The sequence below is a fragment of the Streptomyces albospinus genome, from assembly GCF_014648695.1.
GTDB classification, from domain to species: Bacteria; Actinomycetota; Actinomycetes; order Streptomycetales; family Streptomycetaceae; genus Streptomyces; species Streptomyces albospinus.
In genome coordinates this window covers 38,629-53,962 of record NZ_BMRP01000041.1, presented here as the reverse complement: position 1 = coordinate 53,962, position 15,334 = coordinate 38,629, and the positions used below count along the sequence as shown (strand labels likewise).

Annotated in this window: 13 protein-coding genes; 10 read left to right on the top strand and 3 right to left on the bottom strand. The window is 70.4% G+C overall.

Going from position 1 to position 15,334, the window contains the following annotated elements; translation table 11 throughout:
- Positions 1–116 precede the first annotated feature (116 nt).
- The 8 genes from IEZ17_RS33740 to IEZ17_RS33705 all read left to right on the top strand — a co-directional run bounded on the left by IEZ17_RS33740 (position 117) and on the right by IEZ17_RS33705 (position 6,503).
- Positions 117–1,925: an L-aspartate oxidase gene (locus tag IEZ17_RS33740; RefSeq protein ID WP_189306900.1), complete on the top strand. Its 1,809-nt coding sequence runs from the start codon at positions 117–119 to the stop codon at positions 1,923–1,925.
- The gene (gene nadC, locus IEZ17_RS33735; protein WP_189306898.1) at positions 1,922–3,007 is read left to right on the top strand and encodes a carboxylating nicotinate-nucleotide diphosphorylase; all 1,086 of its coding nucleotides are present in this window, start codon (positions 1,922–1,924) and stop codon (positions 3,005–3,007) included. Before IEZ17_RS33740 ends, nadC begins: the two co-directional genes overlap by 4 nt.
- 5 nt (positions 3,008–3,012) lie before the next feature.
- A complete protein-coding gene (locus IEZ17_RS33730) occupies positions 3,013–3,810 on the top strand; it encodes a type III pantothenate kinase (protein WP_189306896.1) in 798 nt (265 codons plus the stop codon).
- 106 nt (positions 3,811–3,916) lie between these two features.
- The gene (locus IEZ17_RS33725) at positions 3,917–4,615 is read left to right on the top strand and encodes a hypothetical protein (RefSeq protein ID WP_229852887.1); all 699 of its coding nucleotides are present in this window, start codon (positions 3,917–3,919) and stop codon (positions 4,613–4,615) included.
- A gap of 59 nt (positions 4,616–4,674) precedes the next feature.
- Positions 4,675–4,854, top strand: a complete 180-nt coding sequence (locus IEZ17_RS33720; protein ID WP_189306894.1) for a hypothetical protein — start codon at positions 4,675–4,677, stop codon at positions 4,852–4,854.
- A gap of 172 nt (positions 4,855–5,026) precedes the next feature.
- On the top strand, positions 5,027–5,485 hold the full coding sequence (locus IEZ17_RS33715; protein WP_229852889.1) for a BlaI/MecI/CopY family transcriptional regulator: 459 nt from the start codon (positions 5,027–5,029) through the stop codon (positions 5,483–5,485).
- Positions 5,486–5,494: 9 nt separating this feature from the next.
- Positions 5,495–6,013, top strand: coding sequence for an amino-acid N-acetyltransferase (locus tag IEZ17_RS33710; protein WP_189306890.1), 519 nt, complete (start codon positions 5,495–5,497; stop codon positions 6,011–6,013).
- A 157-nt stretch (positions 6,014–6,170) separates the two neighbouring features.
- A complete protein-coding gene (locus tag IEZ17_RS33705; protein WP_189306888.1) occupies positions 6,171–6,503 on the top strand; it encodes a histone-like nucleoid-structuring protein Lsr2 in 333 nt (110 codons plus the stop codon).
- Here the strand turns inward: IEZ17_RS33705 and IEZ17_RS43240 are convergent.
- Positions 6,434–7,114, bottom strand: a complete 681-nt coding sequence (locus tag IEZ17_RS43240; protein ID WP_229852886.1) for an SCO3374 family protein — start codon at positions 7,112–7,114, stop codon at positions 6,434–6,436. The genes IEZ17_RS33705 and IEZ17_RS43240 overlap by 70 nt on opposite strands.
- Positions 7,115–7,611: 497 nt before the next feature.
- Here IEZ17_RS43240 and IEZ17_RS33700 point away from each other — a divergent pair, with 497 nt between their 5' ends.
- Positions 7,612–10,140, top strand: a complete 2,529-nt coding sequence (locus tag IEZ17_RS33700; RefSeq protein WP_189306885.1) for an ATP-dependent Clp protease ATP-binding subunit — start codon at positions 7,612–7,614, stop codon at positions 10,138–10,140.
- A gap of 71 nt (positions 10,141–10,211) precedes the next feature.
- Here IEZ17_RS33700 and IEZ17_RS33695 read toward each other — a convergent pair whose 3' ends face one another.
- On the bottom strand, positions 10,212–13,424 hold the full coding sequence (locus IEZ17_RS33695; protein ID WP_189306883.1) for an NACHT domain-containing protein: 3,213 nt from the start codon (positions 13,422–13,424) through the stop codon (positions 10,212–10,214).
- 586 nt (positions 13,425–14,010) lie between these two features.
- Between IEZ17_RS33695 and IEZ17_RS33690 the strand changes: the two genes are divergently transcribed.
- Positions 14,011–14,700, top strand: coding sequence for a M23 family metallopeptidase (locus tag IEZ17_RS33690; protein ID WP_189306882.1), 690 nt, complete (start codon positions 14,011–14,013; stop codon positions 14,698–14,700).
- Here IEZ17_RS33690 and IEZ17_RS33685 read toward each other — a convergent pair.
- A complete protein-coding gene (locus tag IEZ17_RS33685; protein ID WP_189306880.1) occupies positions 14,682–15,296 on the bottom strand; it encodes a TetR/AcrR family transcriptional regulator in 615 nt (204 codons plus the stop codon). The genes IEZ17_RS33690 and IEZ17_RS33685 overlap by 19 nt on opposite strands.
- Between the last annotated feature and the right edge of the window lie 38 nt (positions 15,297–15,334).

The window sequence follows — 15,334 nt, the reverse complement described above, 5'->3', positions numbered from 1 at the left end:
GCCGCGCAGCACCCCGACCGCCCCGGGGACACCCCGCAGGCGGCCCCGGCATCCCCTGAATCCCCCGCAGCGTCCCCGAAATCCACCCCACCCCAAGGCCCCCTCGGAGCGACCCGATGACCACCAGCGGAACCGGCACCGGCCCCACCGGCATACGCCTCACCGCCCCCGCCCCCGGGTGGTCCGTCACGGCGGACGTCGTCGTGGTGGGCTCCGGGGTGGCCGGACTGACTGCGGCGCTGCGCTGCGCCGCCGCCGGCCGCCGGGCCGTCGTCGTCACCAAGGCCCGGCTCGACGACGGCTCCACCCGTTGGGCGCAGGGCGGTATCGCCGCGGCCCTGGGGGACGGCGATACGCCCGAGCAGCACCTGGGGGACACCCTCGTGGCGGGCGCCGGCCTGTGCGACGAGGCGGCCGTGCGGGCGCTGGTCACCGAGGGCCCGGACGCCGTCCACCGGCTGATCGGGGCGGGCGCCCGCTTCGACACCGCGCCCGGCAGCGAGGAGATCGCGCTCACCAGGGAGGGCGGCCACCACCGCAGCCGGATCGCACACGCCGGTGGCGACGCCACCGGCGCGGAGATCTCCCGCGCGCTGGTCGCCGCGGTGCGGACCGCGGGCCTGCGCACCATCGAGAACGCACTGGTCCTCGACCTCCTCACCGACGCCTACGGCCGCACCGCCGGCGTCACCCTGCACGTGATGGGGGAGGGCCAGCACGACGGTGTCGGGGCGGTGCACGCCCCGGCGGTGGTGCTCGCCACCGGGGGCATGGGGCAGGTCTTCTCCGCGACCACCAATCCGGCCGTCTCCACGGGCGACGGGGTGGCCCTGGCGCTGCGCTCCGGCGCCGAGGTCTCGGACCTCGAATTCGTCCAATTCCACCCCACCGTCCTGTATTTGGGGCCGGAAGCGGAGGGTCAGCAGCCGCTGATCTCGGAGGCCGTGCGGGGCGAGGGCGCGTATCTGGTCGATGCGGCCGGCACCCGTTTCATGGTCGGGCAGCACGAGCTCGCCGAGCTGGCGCCGCGCGACATCGTGGCCAAGGCGATCACGCGGCGGGCGCAGGAACAGGGCGTCGAGCACATGTACTTGGACGCCCGCCACTTCGGCGCGGAGATGTGGCAGCACCGCTTCCCGACGATCCTGGCCGCCTGCCGATCCCACGGCATCGACCCGGTCACCGAGCCGATACCGGTCGCCCCGGCCGCGCACTACGCCTCCGGCGGCGTCCGCACCGATCTGCGCGGCCGGACGACCGTCCCGGGCCTCTACGCGTGCGGCGAGGTCGCCTGCACCGGCGTCCACGGCGCCAACCGCCTGGCCTCCAACTCCCTTCTGGAAGGCCTGGTGTTCGCGGAGCGGATCGCCGCGGACATCGCCGCCGGCGGGGCGGCGGACGGCGCTCCGGAGCCGGTCCCGCCCGCCGTCGAGGAGCGCCGGCCGCCGCGCGCGCTGCCCCTCCTGGCGCCCGAGACCCGCGCCGCCGTCCAGCGCATCATGACCACCGGCGCCGGAGTCCTGCGCAGCGCCCGGAGCCTCGCCCGGGCCGCCGCCGAACTCGACGTCCTGCACTGCGAGGCGACCGAGGCGGCGCGGGCGCCCGGTGCCGCCGGGGGAGCGGACGTCCCGCCGACGTCCACCAAGGCCCCCGAGCCCGGCGTGGAGGCCTGGGAGGCCACCAACCTCCTGTGCGTCGCCCGGGTCCTGGTCGCCGCCGCGCAGCGCCGCGAGGAGACCCGCGGCTGCCATTGGCGCGAGGACCACCCGGAGCGCGACGATGCCTCCTGGCGCCGGCACTTCCGCATCACCCTCGGCGCGGACCGCGCCCTGAGCATCCGCACGACGGCGACCGCCGACTTCCCGCCGACCACCGGCACGACCTCTCAGCCCGCCCCCACCCCCGATACGGAGCCCGCCCCGTGAGCAGCACCCCCGGTACCCCCGATGGCCTTCCCCTCCTCCAGATCGGCCGGCCCGGTGCCGTCCCCGCCGGAGGCGGCTGCGGCGACGCCTGCGGGTGCGCCGGCGACGACGACTCGTACGAGCTCGACCCGCTGACCTGCGGGCTCGACCCCGACCTGGCCGCGCTCCTGGTGGCCGCCGGGCTCGACCCCGTACAGGTCGAGGACATCGCGCACATGGCCATCGAGGAGGACCTCGACCAGGGAGTGGACGTCACCACCGTGGCGACCGTCCCCGAAGACGCCGTCGCCACCGGGGACTTCACCGCCCGGCAGGCCGGTACGGTCGCCGGGCTGCGGGTCGCCGAGGCGGTGCTGTCCATCGTCTGCACCGACGAGTTCGCGGTCGAGCGGCACGTGGCGGACGGCGACCGGGTCACCCCCGGGCAGAAGCTGCTGTCGGTCACCACCCGCACCCGCGACCTGCTCACCGCCGAGCGCAGCGCGCTGAACCTGCTGGGCCGGCTGTCCGGTATCGCGACCGCGACCCGGGAGTGGGCGGACGTCCTCGCAGGCACCAAGGCGAAGGTCCGCGACACCCGTAAGACGACGCCGGGCCTGCGCGCCCTGGAGAAGTTCGCGGTGCGCTGCGGCGGCGGCGTCAACCACCGCATGTCGCTGTCGGACGCGGCGCTGATCAAGGACAACCACGTCGTCGCGGCGGGCGGCGTCGCCGCGGCGTTCGCCGCCGTACGGACCGAGTTCCCCGGTGTGCCGATCGAGGTGGAGGTGGACCGGCTCGACCAGATCCCGCCGATCCTCGCCGAGGGCGCCGACCTCATCCTGCTGGACAACTTCACGCCGGAGCAGACCAAGGAGGCCGTCGAACTCGTCGCCGGCCGCGCGATCCTGGAGTCCTCCGGCCGGCTCACCCTCGCCAACGCCCGTACGTACGCGGAGACCGGCGTCGACTTCCTGGCGGTGGGCGCGCTCACCCACTCCGCCCCGGTCCTCGACATCGGCCTGGACCTGCGCGAGAGCGCCGCCGACGATCACGAGTCCGCCGGCGAGAGCGCCGGCGCACGCGATCACGAGGACCGCTGACCACCATGCTGCTGACCATCGACGTAGGCAACACCCACACCGTCCTCGGGCTCTTCGACGGCGAGGAGATCGTCGAGCACTGGCGGATCTCCACCGACGCCCGCCGCACCGCCGACGAACTGGCGGTGCTCCTCCAAGGCCTGATGGGCATGCACCCGCTGCTCGGCGACGACCTGGGCGACGGCATCGAGGGCATCTCCATCTGCTCGACCGTGCCGTCCGTGCTGCACGAACTGCGCGAGGTGACCCGGCGCTACTACGGGGACGTCCCGGCCGTCCTCGTGGAGCCGGGCGTCAAGACCGGCGTGCCGATCCTCATGGACAACCCGAAGGAGGTCGGCGCCGACCGGATCATCAACGCGCTGGCGGCCGTCGAGCTGTACGGCGGCCCCGCGGTGGTCGTCGACTTCGGTACGGCCACCACCTTCGACGCGGTCAGCGCGCGCGGCGAGTACGTGGGCGGTGTGATCGCGCCGGGTATCGAGATCTCCGTGGACGCGCTGGGCGTCAAGGGCGCCCAGCTCCGCAAGATCGAGCTGGCCCGGCCGCGCAGCGTCATCGGCAAGAACACCGTCGAGGCGATGCAGTCCGGCATCCTCTACGGCTTCGCCGGCCAGGTGGACGGCGTGGTGCACCGGATGGCCCGGGAGCTGGCGGACGACCCGGAGGACGTGACCGTGATCGCCACCGGCGGGCTGGCGCCGATGGTGCTCGGCGAGTCCTCGGTGATCGACGAGCACGAGCCCTGGCTGACCCTGATCGGCCTGCGGCTGGTGTACGAGCGGAACATCAGCCGCGCGTAGCCGGCGGCGGGTCTTGCTGGCGCGCCCGTGTGACCGCACGGCCCGCTGCCGCGCCACCGCATGCGAATTAAGAGGCTTTTGTCCGAATCGGTCGTAAAGTCGCCGCATGCCAATGCCATACGGATCCCGCGGCGGCATGGCCTTCGGCGCCGATGAGCTGCGTGTGCTCCGTCGCGCCCTCGCCCATGCCCTCCAGTCGACGTCCCACACCGTCCCGCTGGACGTCCTCGGCCCGGACCGGTCGCAGGACGTCCAGGAATACCTGCGGCTGGCCGAGGCGGTGGACGAGGCGGTCCGCGAAGGGGCCCGCCTGCGCGCCTTCCTGCTCGCCGACCTCGACCGCTACCGCGCCGCCCTGCCCGGTGCAGCCGCCGGCTACCTCACCCGGCTCGGGGAGGCGCTGACGGCCGGCCACGTCCCCGGTCCCGACGACCTCGCCGCGCTGCGCTCCCTGCTGGCGCGGCCCACCGGCGCCGCCGAGCGCAAGCGCCGCAGCGCCCTGCTGGGGCACTGCGAGCGGCTGGCCGAGCACTCCGTGCGGGCGCGCCTGCGCGCGCTGCCGGGCGGGCGCTCGGGCGGCTCCCCGGACGGTCTCCCGGGCGGTCGCCCCGGCGCCCGGCCGGGTCCCGACTCGGGCCCCGGCCCCGAGCGGGACCCCCAGCAGGAGCCGCGGCCCGACCCACAGCGGGAGCGCCCGCGCCCCGCACCCAAGGAGCCGCGCCCGGACCGCCCCATCCCGACCCCGGGCGAGGTGTTCCCGCCGCGGCGCAAGCCCACCCCGCCCCCCGAGGCCCGCAGCGCATGAGCGCTGCGTACCCTGGCTGAGTACTTTCGCGGGCTCGCGCCTATAAGGAGGCCCATGCCATGGATTACGTCTCAGCGCTGCTGCCGCCCGTAGTGATGGCCGTGGCCTTCACTTGCCTGATCGTGACGATGATCAAGAGCCAGGGCGGCCAGAACAAGTCCAAGGAAGACGCGGCGGTCGACGAGGCGTTCGCCCGCGCCGAGGCCGCCGGGCAGAAGCCCAAGCCCTTCAGCGCCTGATCCGCCACCGCCATTTCCGGCGGTCCGCGCGCACAGTACGGCCCGGGATTGACCATCCCGGGCCGTACCTCCTTTTTCCGGGCCAAACGCAACGAGATCAACCGGCATTCGCGACATCTCCCACTATTCTTCTTGTGTGCCGAGACGCTTGGGTGATCTGGAAGACGCGGTGATGACGCGGGTCTGGGAGTGGAACCGCCCGGTCACCGTTCGAGAAGTCCTGGAAGATCTCCAGAAGGAACGGTCGATCGCCTACACAACGGTCATGACCGTATTGGACAACCTCCATCAGAAGGGCTGGGTACGCCGCGAAGCGGAAGGCCGCGCCTATCGATATGAAGCGGTCTCCACTCGCGCCGCCTACTCGGCCGCACTGATGAACGAAGCGTGGTCCGCCAGTGACAACCCCGCCGCCGCTCTTGTGGCGTTCTTCGGCATGATGTCGCCGGAACAACGGCATGCTCTGCGCGATGCCGTACGGATGGTGCAGGCCGACGATCCGGGCACGGCAGAGGAAGAACAGAGGCCCGCCCGGGAAGAACAGCGGCACGTACAGCCACAAGCCGTGGATGACCCCCCGCCCGGCGATGGAGATGAACCCGGAGCGGGCGCGGACAGCAAGGGGCGATAGCGTCCGGGCATGCCTGCGCATTCAAAAGGGCTCACCGTCCGCCGTGCCCGGACCAGCGATGTACCGGACGTACGCCGCCTCATCGACGCCTACTCGCGCGACGGGATCCTGCTCGACAAAGCCACCGTCACGCTTTACGAGGACATCCAGGAGTTCTGGGTCGCCGAGCGCGACGAAGACGCCGAGGTCGTCGGCTGCGGAGCACTCCACGTCATGTGGGAAGACCTGGCCGAGGTCCGCACCCTGGCGGTGGATCCGGAGCTGAAGGGATCGGGAGTCGGCCACCAAGTCCTGGACAAGCTGCTGCGTACCGCAAGGTGGCTCGGAGTGCGACGAATTTTCTGTCTCACCTTCGAAGTCGACTTCTTCGTCAAGCACGGCTTCGTGGAGATCGGCGAGACTCCCGTAGACGGTGATGTCTACAGCGAACTGCTGCGTTCCTATGACGAGGGGGTTGCGGAGTTCCTCGGCCTCGAACGAGTGAAGCCCAACACCCTGGGTAACAGTCGCATGCTTCTGCACCTGTGATCAGCGTTCTATGTCCGAATCGCTCCCCTATCTCATGGCTACGGAAGCATGCGTTCCCCGCTCACTGGGCAAGTGAACCCTACCCAAGGGTTTGTGTTTTTCCCGGAAAAGCGGTTTGCTTTCCGTCGTAATCCACATTCGATGAAAGGGAAACCCGGTGGCACAGAAGGTTCAGGTTCTTCTTGTGGACGACCTCGACGGCGGCGAGGCCCACGAGACCGTGACGTTCGCGCTCGACGGTAAGTCCTACGAGATCGACCTCTCCGACGCCAACGCCGACAAGCTTCGCGAGTCGCTCGCCGACTTCGTGAAGGCCGGCCGCAAGACCGGTGGCCGTTCCGGAGGTCGCGGCAAGGTTCGCGCCGCTTCCGCCGGCTCTCCCGACACCGCGAAGATCCGTGCGTGGGCCAAGGAGAACGGCTACAACGTCAATGACCGCGGCCGTGTCCCCGCCGAGATTCGCGAGGCATTCGAGAAGGCCAACGCCTGATCGCCGCACGCGCGATCAGATTGAGCATTACGAGCACGTACCAACCGGGCACGGTGGCACTCCGTCGCCGCCGCGCTCACGAGCCGTACGAGGTCGGGGGCGCCCCCACCGTCCCCGATTCCTGCCCCGAGCCCCGTGGTGGGCAGGGAATTCTCCGCCTCGTACCCAGGCCGGGGAGGCCGCACCCATCCCGCGGCCTCCCGCGCGCCGAATCCGCCTGACGCCCGGCCCCCCGAGGGCCACGCCGGCGCGGGCATGCGCTCTCCGGCGCCGCGTGCCGTGAGATCCGCCGCGAGTGCGCCCCACTCCAGCCATTCCAGGATTCCCGGGAGTTCCTCGGCGCCCCCGGCCGCGATGAGCATGAGCAATTTCGGCCGATCCCCGAGGTGTTTCCCGCCGCGTCCACCCCTGAGGAACGCGACCGGCCCCGTTTGCGGCACCCGCTGCAACACGGCGATTCCCGCGTCGGCCGGCATCTCCAGGGCGTCGAAGCACACGCCGGTGAGGAGTTCCACCGGCTCCGTGCCCGTGGTCGGCCAGCCCATTTCCTCCTCGTACCACCGGCGGACGGCGGAGAGGGGGGAGCGGGGTCGCGGAAGCGCGCGGGCCATGCCCGGTGCAACTCCCGCCACCGCGGGAAGTTACGTTGGGTATGCGTAAGGATGCGCTCCGTATATCTCCGGGGGGAGTGCGGGCGCGTCCGGTGGTGTGCGGATGTTCGCCCGTAGCGGATGGAAAAGGTCCACGCCGCATGGAGTGTCAGTGGCAGCGGGTAAGAAAGTCTCAGTGGGAAGAGACGCTGTGACCGGCGCTCGGAGCGGTCCGCCGCGGTCTTCGGCCGATGGCCGACGGCGTGTCGAGGAGGGCCGCGTTCGCCACGGGCGTAGTGGTGGCGGGCGTATATGCCTGGCCTGCGGGAACATCGTCTCGCACCATCGAGTTGGAGCAGATGTCAGCTGTTCGGCAGTAAATTTCCCCGTCGGAGCGGGGTGATCCGGACGGGTGTCGGCAGTTGGAATGAGCTGTCCCGCCCTGCGGGACTAGCATGCGGAAGGACAGGGAGGGGACCGACCCCTAACTGCCTGACCGCTCTGAGGAGCGATTAACGATGTTCGAGAGGTTCACCGACCGTGCGCGGCGGGTTGTCGTCCTGGCTCAGGAAGAAGCCCGGATGCTCAACCACAACTACATCGGCACCGAACACATCCTCCTGGGTCTGATCCACGAGGGTGAGGGTGTCGCCGCTAAGGCCCTGGAGAGCCTCGGCATTTCGCTTGAGGCGGTCCGCCAGCAGGTGGAGGAGATCATCGGCCAGGGCCAGCAGGCCCCGTCCGGCCACATTCCCTTCACTCCCCGTGCCAAGAAGGTCCTGGAGCTGTCGCTCCGCGAGGCCCTCCAGCTCGGCCACAACTACATCGGCACCGAGCACATCCTGCTCGGCCTGATCCGCGAGGGCGAGGGCGTCGCCGCCCAGGTCCTCGTGAAGCTCGGCGCCGATCTCAACCGGGTGCGGCAGCAGGTCATCCAGCTGCTCTCCGGCTACCAAGGCAAGGAAGCCGCCACCGCAGGCGGCCCGGCCGAGGGCACGCCCTCGACCTCGCTCGTCCTGGACCAGTTCGGCCGCAACCTCACGCAGGCCGCCCGGGAAACCAAGCTCGACCCGGTCATCGGGCGCGAGAAGGAAATCGAGCGGGTCATGCAGGTGCTGTCCCGCCGTACGAAGAACAACCCGGTCCTCATCGGCGAGCCCGGCGTCGGCAAGACGGCGGTCGTCGAGGGCCTGGCGCAGGCCATCGTCAAGGGCGAGGTGCCCGAGACCCTCAAGGACAAGCACCTCTACACCCTCGACCTGGGCGCGCTGGTCGCCGGCTCCCGCTACCGGGGTGACTTCGAAGAGCGCCTGAAGAAGGTCCTCAAGGAGATCCGCACCCGCGGCGACATCATCCTGTTCATCGACGAGCTGCACACCCTGGTCGGCGCGGGCGCCGCAGAGGGTGCCATCGACGCCGCGAGCATCCTCAAGCCGATGCTGGCGCGCGGCGAGCTCCAGACCATCGGTGCGACGACGCTGGACGAGTACCGCAAGCACCTGGAGAAGGACGCGGCCCTGGAGCGCCGCTTCCAGCCGATCCAGGTCGCCGAGCCGTCGCTGCCGCACACCATCGAGATCCTCAAGGGCCTGCGGGACCGCTACGAGGCGCACCACCGCGTGTCCATCACGGACTCCGCGCTGGTCGCCGCGGCCACCCTCGCCGACCGCTACATCTCCGACCGCTTCCTGCCGGACAAGGCGATCGACCTGATCGACGAGGCCGGCTCCCGGATGCGGATCCGCCGGATGACCGCGCCGCCGGACCTGCGCGAGTTCGACGAGAAGATCGCCGACGTGCGCCGGGAGAAGGAGTCCGCGATCGACTCGCAGGACTTCGAGATGGCCGCCGGCCTGCGCGACAAGGAGAAGCAGCTCCTGGCCGCGAAGGCGAAGCGGGAGAAGGAGTGGAAGGCCGGCGACATGGACGTCGTCGCCGAGGTGGACGAGGAGCTGATCGCCGAGGTCCTGGCCACGGCCACGGGCATTCCGGTCTTCAAGCTCACCGAGGAGGAGTCCTCGCGTCTCCTGCGGATGGAAGACGAGCTGCACAAGCGCGTCATCGGCCAGAAGGACGCCATCAGGGCGCTCTCCCAGGCCATCCGCCGCACCCGTGCCGGCCTGAAGGACCCCAAGCGTCCCGGTGGCTCGTTCATCTTCGCCGGCCCGTCCGGTGTCGGTAAGACCGAGTTGTCCAAGACGCTCGCCGAGTTCCTCTTCGGCGACGAGGACGCGCTGATCTCCCTCGACATGTCGGAGTTCAGCGAGAAGCACACCGTCTCGCGGCTCTTCGGCTCGCCTCCCGGCTACGTCGGCTACGAAGAGGGCGGCCAGCTGACCGAGAAGGTCCGCCGCAAGCCGTTCTCGGTGGTCCTCTTCGACGAGGTCGAGAAGGCTCACCCGGACATCTTCAACTCGCTGTTGCAGATCCTGGAGGACGGTCGCCTGACCGACTCCCAGGGCCGGGTCGTGGACTTCAAGAACACGGTCATCATCATGACCACCAACCTCGGCACCCGGGACATCTCCAAGGGCTTCAACCTGGGCTTCGCCGCCCAGGGCGACGTCAAGACCGGCTACGAGCGGATGAAGAACAAGGTCAACGAAGAGCTCAAGCAGCACTTCCGCCCCGAGTTCCTCAACCGTGTCGACGACACCGTCGTCTTCCACCAGCTCACCGAGGAAGACATCATCCAGATCGTCGACCTCATGATCGCCAAGGTGGACGAGCGGCTCAAGGACCGCGACATGGGCATCGAGCTCAGCGGCGAGGCCAAGTCGCTGCTGGCCAAGCGCGGGTACGACCCGGTGCTCGGCGCCCGTCCGCTGCGCCGCACGATCCAGCGCGAGATCGAGGACGCCCTCTCGGAGAAGATCCTCTTCAGCGAGCTGCGTCCCGGCCACATCGTGGTCGTCGATGTCGAGGGCGAGGGTGAGACCGCCAGGTTCACCTTCCGCGGCGAGGAGAAGTCGGCGGTGCCGAGCGCCCCGCCGGTGGAGTCCGCGGCGGGTGGCGGCTCGGGCCCGAACCTGAGCAAGGACGCGTAGTCCCTGACATACGCAGCCGCCCCGGAACCGTTCCACGGTTCCGGGGCGGTTTTTGCGTGGGAGGGCTCTTTTTACGTGCGGGGGCGGGGGTAGAGGGTGACGTCGATATGGGGCGGGACGGCGTAGCAGGGGGCCGGGGTGAGATACGAGAGATAGAGGCTCTGGAGGGCGGGGAGGGTCGCTACGGGCGAGAGGTCGATGGGGGCGCCGATCATGCCGTAGAGCCCGAGTCTGTGGACGGCGGGGAAGGCCGGGAGGGCGGTGCGCAGCTGCTCGGTCAGTTCGGTCGGGGAGCGGCGTGCCGGATTGAGCAGGCTGAGGTTCTTCACCTGCGGCAATGTCAGGCCAGGGGGAACACACAGGCCGCTCTCGCCCTCCGCCAGGCCGAGGGAGAAGTCCTCCAGCTCGGTGAGGTCGCAGAGTGCACGCCACTGGTCCTCGGCGAAATCGTCGGTGAGGCGTTGCAACTGCATGCCTTTCAAGCCCGGCCAGGAGGCGATACGCGTGAAGTCGGGGCGAATGCGCTGGCCGAGGACCAGGTGGGTCAACGGAGCATCTGCCGGGAAGGCGTCCAGGCCCTCGCGGGGAAGCGGGACGAGGAGTGTCAGGGACCGGAGATGGCGCAGGCGGTCGAGCCCGCGTGGTGTGCGCACGCCGCTGCCGTCCGCCCCGCTGATGGCCAGGATCTGTAGATGCAGGTCCGAGAGGGGCGCGGCATCGTCGACCCCGGGGCAGTCCCGCAGGGTGAGCGACCTCAGTGCGGGGAAATTCCGGAGGAATGCGAGATCGCTGATCGCCGGGTTGTCGAAGAGCATGAGGTGGGTGAGCTGCTCGGGGTGGATCGCGTCGAGGAGTTCCCCGGCCGTGAACCGGCCGCTCACGGTCGTCATCGGGTGACCACCGAGCGCCTTGAGGGCGGCCAGCTCGGCGGGGTTGGCGACGGTGGTGGGGGCATCGGTGCCGACGTGCCGGATGACGTCCTCGGCGTAGCGGCCGGTCTCGAACGCCGGCCAGTGCATGCTGAGTTGGCCGCGGACGGAGACCTCGGGGTGGTCCCGGAAGCGCTTGATGCATTCCAGGGCGGCGTCGGAGCCGATGGACGCGGCGGTGGCCACCACTTCCTGTGCCTCGTCGACCTCCAGGCCGTCCGGGCTGGGCAGGAGTTCCAGGACGATGGGGCCGGCCGCGGCCAGCATTTCGGACTCCTCGCGGGTACGCGGCGGCAGGATCGCCTTCGCGCGGGAGTTGACCTCCTCGCGGACCGTCGGGTCCAGTTCCGTCGCGTGTTCCAGGCAGGCGACGGCGAGGAGGTGGACGCGGAGACGGGCGCTCGGGTCGTCCAGTCCGTCGCCCTTGGTGATCAACTCCCGTAGCAGATCGGCCCGTTCGCGGGGGCGGGCGTGGGCCACGGCCATGCGGATGACGTCCTCCCACTGGGAGTCCGCCGCATGCGCCACCAGGAGGCCGAAGTCGCCCTCCTCGATGGCGGCTCTGGCGCCCAGGTAGTCCTGGAAGGTGCGGTGCACGAAGTCCACGGAACCGGGGGCGGGTTCGCGGAGGAGGCCGCTGCGGAGGAGGAGGTGGCGGAAGACGGCGGGGGCCGGGCCCTGGGAGGCGGCGGCGGGGACGGCGGGGAGGGCGTCGGCGACGAGGCGTTCGGCGCGGTCGCGGTCGAGTTCGGTACGGCCGTTGCGGATGAGCCAGTAGGCCAGGCGCTGGAGGAGCTGGATCTGCGGCTCGTCGCTGAGCTCGATGCCGTCCGGGCCGCGCATGTCGCGTTCCCGGTCGCGGCGGGAGAGCAGCATGCCCAGGGCGGCGTCGTAGAGCTCCTTGCGGCCGTGCGGGAGGTAGCCGCAGCGGTCGCGGTGCAGGGCGCAGATCAGGCCGCACATCAGGGGGTTGGTGGCGAGCCGGCCGAGGTCGGGCTTGGTGCGGACGGCGGTGCGGAGGGACTGCTCGTAGGCGTCGAGGCGGTCGGTGTCGTCGGCGTCGTGGCGTGCGGCCCGGTGCCAGCGGCCGATGAAGGCGGCGACCTCGTCGCGGCTCATGGGGGAGAGGGTCAGCTCGTCGAAGCCGTCGGCGGCCAGCCAGTCCTCGCGTACGGCGGAGGGGCGGGTGGTGACCAGCCAGAGGTTGCCCGGGAAGGCGTCGAGCAGATCGCGGAGCCAGCGGCGGGTGTGGTCGCGTTCGCGTTCCGGGATCTCGTCCAGGCCGTCGACGAGGAGGAGGCCGCGGCCGGAGGCGAGGACGCGTTCCGCCCAGCCGGCGGGCTGGGAGCCGGAGACCGGGCAGCCGGTGGCGGCGAGGAAGCGGTCGGGGGTGGGGAGGGCGGCGCCGGAGCGGGTGAGGGTGCGGAGCGGGAGGACGAAGGGGATGCGGCCGTAGAGGTGGGGGAGGGCGGTCTCGCCGGCGGGTTTGGTGCAGGAGACGGCCAGCCACTGGACGAGGGTGCTCTTGCCGGAGCCGGCGACGCCGCGGAGGAGGACCCGGTCGCGGCCGGCGAGCGCCTGGTCGGCGCGGACGGCGGCACGGGGCGGAAGGTCCTCGAAGGGGCCTTCCGCGATGTTCGGGCCGGTCGCCTCCAGGCTCATGTAGGCGGCGTCGAGCGGCCAGCGGTCCGGGGAGTTGTGCAGGTCGATGCCGTAGATGGTGAGGCGGCCGTGCTTGCGGGCGAGGTGGGCGAGGTATCCGCGCTCGAAGGCGGCGTCGGCGGTGCGGGGCGACGGATGCCGCTCGATGAACTCGTCGACGATCGTGATCAACGCGTCCAGGCTGCGGCTCTGCTGGACCAGCGTGCGGGCGACGAACGTCGAGCGCTGGGTGAAGAAGTGGACGATGTGCAGGCAGGCGGTGCCGACGAGGGTCTGGAGGAGGAGTTCGGCGTCCCGGGACAGCCCGCGGGCCGCGTGCGGGGCGGCGGCCGTCAGGCGCTCCGCCAGGGCGGTGGAGCCGAGGGCGACGGCCTGGACGTCGTCCATGTCGAGGGTGCCGAGGGCGGCGAGGGTGGTGGCCAGGGCGTCGGCGACGGCGGTCTCCTCGTCCTCGGGGACCGGGCGCTCGCCGGGGCCGGCGGACCGTACGGCGCGCCGCACCAGCTCCGCCGCCAGTTTGTGCAGGTCCCGGTCGGTGAGGGTGCGCTGCTCGCCCCGGAAGGAGACCAGGGCGGAGATCCGTACGGGGGCGTCGACGAGGCCGGCGCCCGGACCCTCCTTGACGAAGAGCTTCTTGACGAGCGGTGCGACGACGCTCGACGCGAGCTTGACGCCTACTGCTGACGGGTCCACGTGCGGTCCGCCCTCCCCCTGTGCTGTGCCGACCTGATGACGTGCCGACGCGGTGACGTGTCGTGTTCGGGTCAGGTTAGAGCGGTGGGCCGGTGCCGGTCAGGTGCTTTCGGGAATCCACCGGGCGGGAATCCACCGGCGGGGAAATGAGTAACCCAGGTCACATCCGCACTCGATTTCGCGTAATGCGGGTCACAGTGAATCCCTTTCGGCTGGTGACTTGAGGCACATGGATTTGTGGCCTACTAAAAGCTTTAGGGGGAGGGGGGCGGGGTGGTTCCGGGGGGTCGGATTCTCCCGGGGAGGGGTGCCGGGGCGGGGTGTCGGCGATCGTGACGCGCCCAGGCCCCGTACGGAGAAATGCCAGGTCAGGGCGATCACGTGCGCGGTGATCGAGTCGGTTTGAGGTGCTTTGTGCCCACCCTGGCAGAGGCGGGGCAACGCCCTTGATCGGCGTCCCCGCATACGGACTCCGATAGTAGAAAGGGCCCCTTGGCGTCATGGCGAACGCGGGTTACCAAGGAATGGCGCTCCCGGACCGCAGCCGGGAAAACACCCATTCACTTTCCCTGGAGGGAAAACCCGCATGTCCAAGTTTGCCGCGATACGTAATTCTCGGAAGTCCGCCAACGCCGCGAAGTCGGCGCTGCGCAATCGTGTGGCCGTCGTGGCCGCCGGTGCCGGTATCGCCGCCGCGCTGGGCGCCGGTGTCGCCTCCGCCGCGGACGCCGGGCTGCTGCATCTGACCACCGCCACCAGCTCGGTCGTCAGTGCTCAGGCCGATGCGCAGCTCAAGGCCGTCGCCGATGCCAAGGCAGCCGCGGCGAAGGACAAGGTGGACGCGGCGAAGAGGGCCAACGCCTGGGTGAAGCCGGTCGAGAAGTACGTCCTCGGCGAACCCTTCGGCATCGCCGGCGTCCACTGGGCGCACAAGCACAGCGGTCAGGACTTCGTCGTGCCGACCGGCACCGCGGTCCACGCCGTGCACAAGGGCACGATCGTCAAGGCGGGCCCGTGGGGCGGCGGCGACGGTCCGGCCTACGGCAACGCGATCGTGATCAGGCACGCCGACGGCATGTACACCCAGTACGCGCACCTCTCAAAGATCGAGGTCCACGTCGGCCAGCAGGTCGCCACCGGCCAGCAGATCGGTCTCTCCGGGAGCACCGGCAACTCCACCGGTCCCCACCTGCACTTCGAGGTCCGCACCGGCCCCAACTACGGGTCGGGCATCGAGCCGACCGGATTCCTGCGGGCTCACGGCGACGCCGTCTGAGCTGAATCCGGCCGGGCTGGCCGGCGGCTCGGCGGGTTTGCCGCCGTGACCAGTTCCGTGGCGACCCTGAGGATGGCCTCGCGCTTCTCCTCGGGGTCGCCCACGACGTTCTGCATCGCGAACATGCCCGCATGCATCGAGAACAGCGCCGTGATGCAGCGCACCTGGTCCACCAGCTCCGCGTCGGGCTCCTTGAGCAGCCCGTAGAGCGTCAGCATCCGCTCCTTGAAGCCCTGGCCGATGGTGAGGTCCCGCACGGTGGCCTGGTTTTCCTGCATGAATCGGAAAAGGGCCTCGGAGGAGCGCAGCGACTCGCTGTAGCGGCGGACCAGCTCCTGCTTGGTCTCCAGGGTGCGCGGCTGCCCCTCGGCCCAGGTGATCAGCTCGTCGATGGGCCTGCACAGGTCCTCGAAGAGGCTGATGATGATGTCTTCCTTGGTCTTGAAGTGGTAGTAGAGCGCGGCCTTGGTGACCTCCAGCCGCTCGGCGATCTCGCGCAGCGAGGTCTTCTCGTAGCCCTGTTCCGCGAACAGCTCCAGAGCGACGTCCTGAATGCGCTGGCGGGTGTTCCCCCTGCGCGTGTGCGATGTGCCCATGGTGCTCTCCTGCGGTGACTGCGGTGTCGTTGCGGGCT

Bases quoted from the DNA above. Each gene is read 5' to 3' on its own strand.
- IEZ17_RS33715 (WP_229852889.1), top strand. From the start codon at position 5,027: ATGACGCGGGTCTGGGAGTGGAACCGCCCGGTCACCGTTCGAGAAGTC.
- IEZ17_RS43240 (WP_229852886.1), bottom strand. From the start codon at position 7,114: ATGGCCCGCGCGCTTCCGCGACCCCGCTCCCCCCTCTCCGCCGTCCGC.
- IEZ17_RS33710 (WP_189306890.1), top strand. From the start codon at position 5,495: ATGCCTGCGCATTCAAAAGGGCTCACCGTCCGCCGTGCCCGGACCAGC.
- IEZ17_RS33725 (WP_229852887.1), top strand. From the start codon at position 3,917: ATGCCAATGCCATACGGATCCCGCGGCGGCATGGCCTTCGGCGCCGAT.
- IEZ17_RS33690 (WP_189306882.1), top strand. From the start codon at position 14,011: ATGTCCAAGTTTGCCGCGATACGTAATTCTCGGAAGTCCGCCAACGCC.
- IEZ17_RS33730 (WP_189306896.1), top strand. From the start codon at position 3,013: ATGCTGCTGACCATCGACGTAGGCAACACCCACACCGTCCTCGGGCTC.
- IEZ17_RS33740 (WP_189306900.1), top strand. From the start codon at position 117: ATGACCACCAGCGGAACCGGCACCGGCCCCACCGGCATACGCCTCACC.
- IEZ17_RS33700 (WP_189306885.1), top strand. From the start codon at position 7,612: ATGTTCGAGAGGTTCACCGACCGTGCGCGGCGGGTTGTCGTCCTGGCT.
- IEZ17_RS33720 (WP_189306894.1), top strand. From the start codon at position 4,675: ATGGATTACGTCTCAGCGCTGCTGCCGCCCGTAGTGATGGCCGTGGCC.
- IEZ17_RS33685 (WP_189306880.1), bottom strand. From the start codon at position 15,296: ATGGGCACATCGCACACGCGCAGGGGGAACACCCGCCAGCGCATTCAG.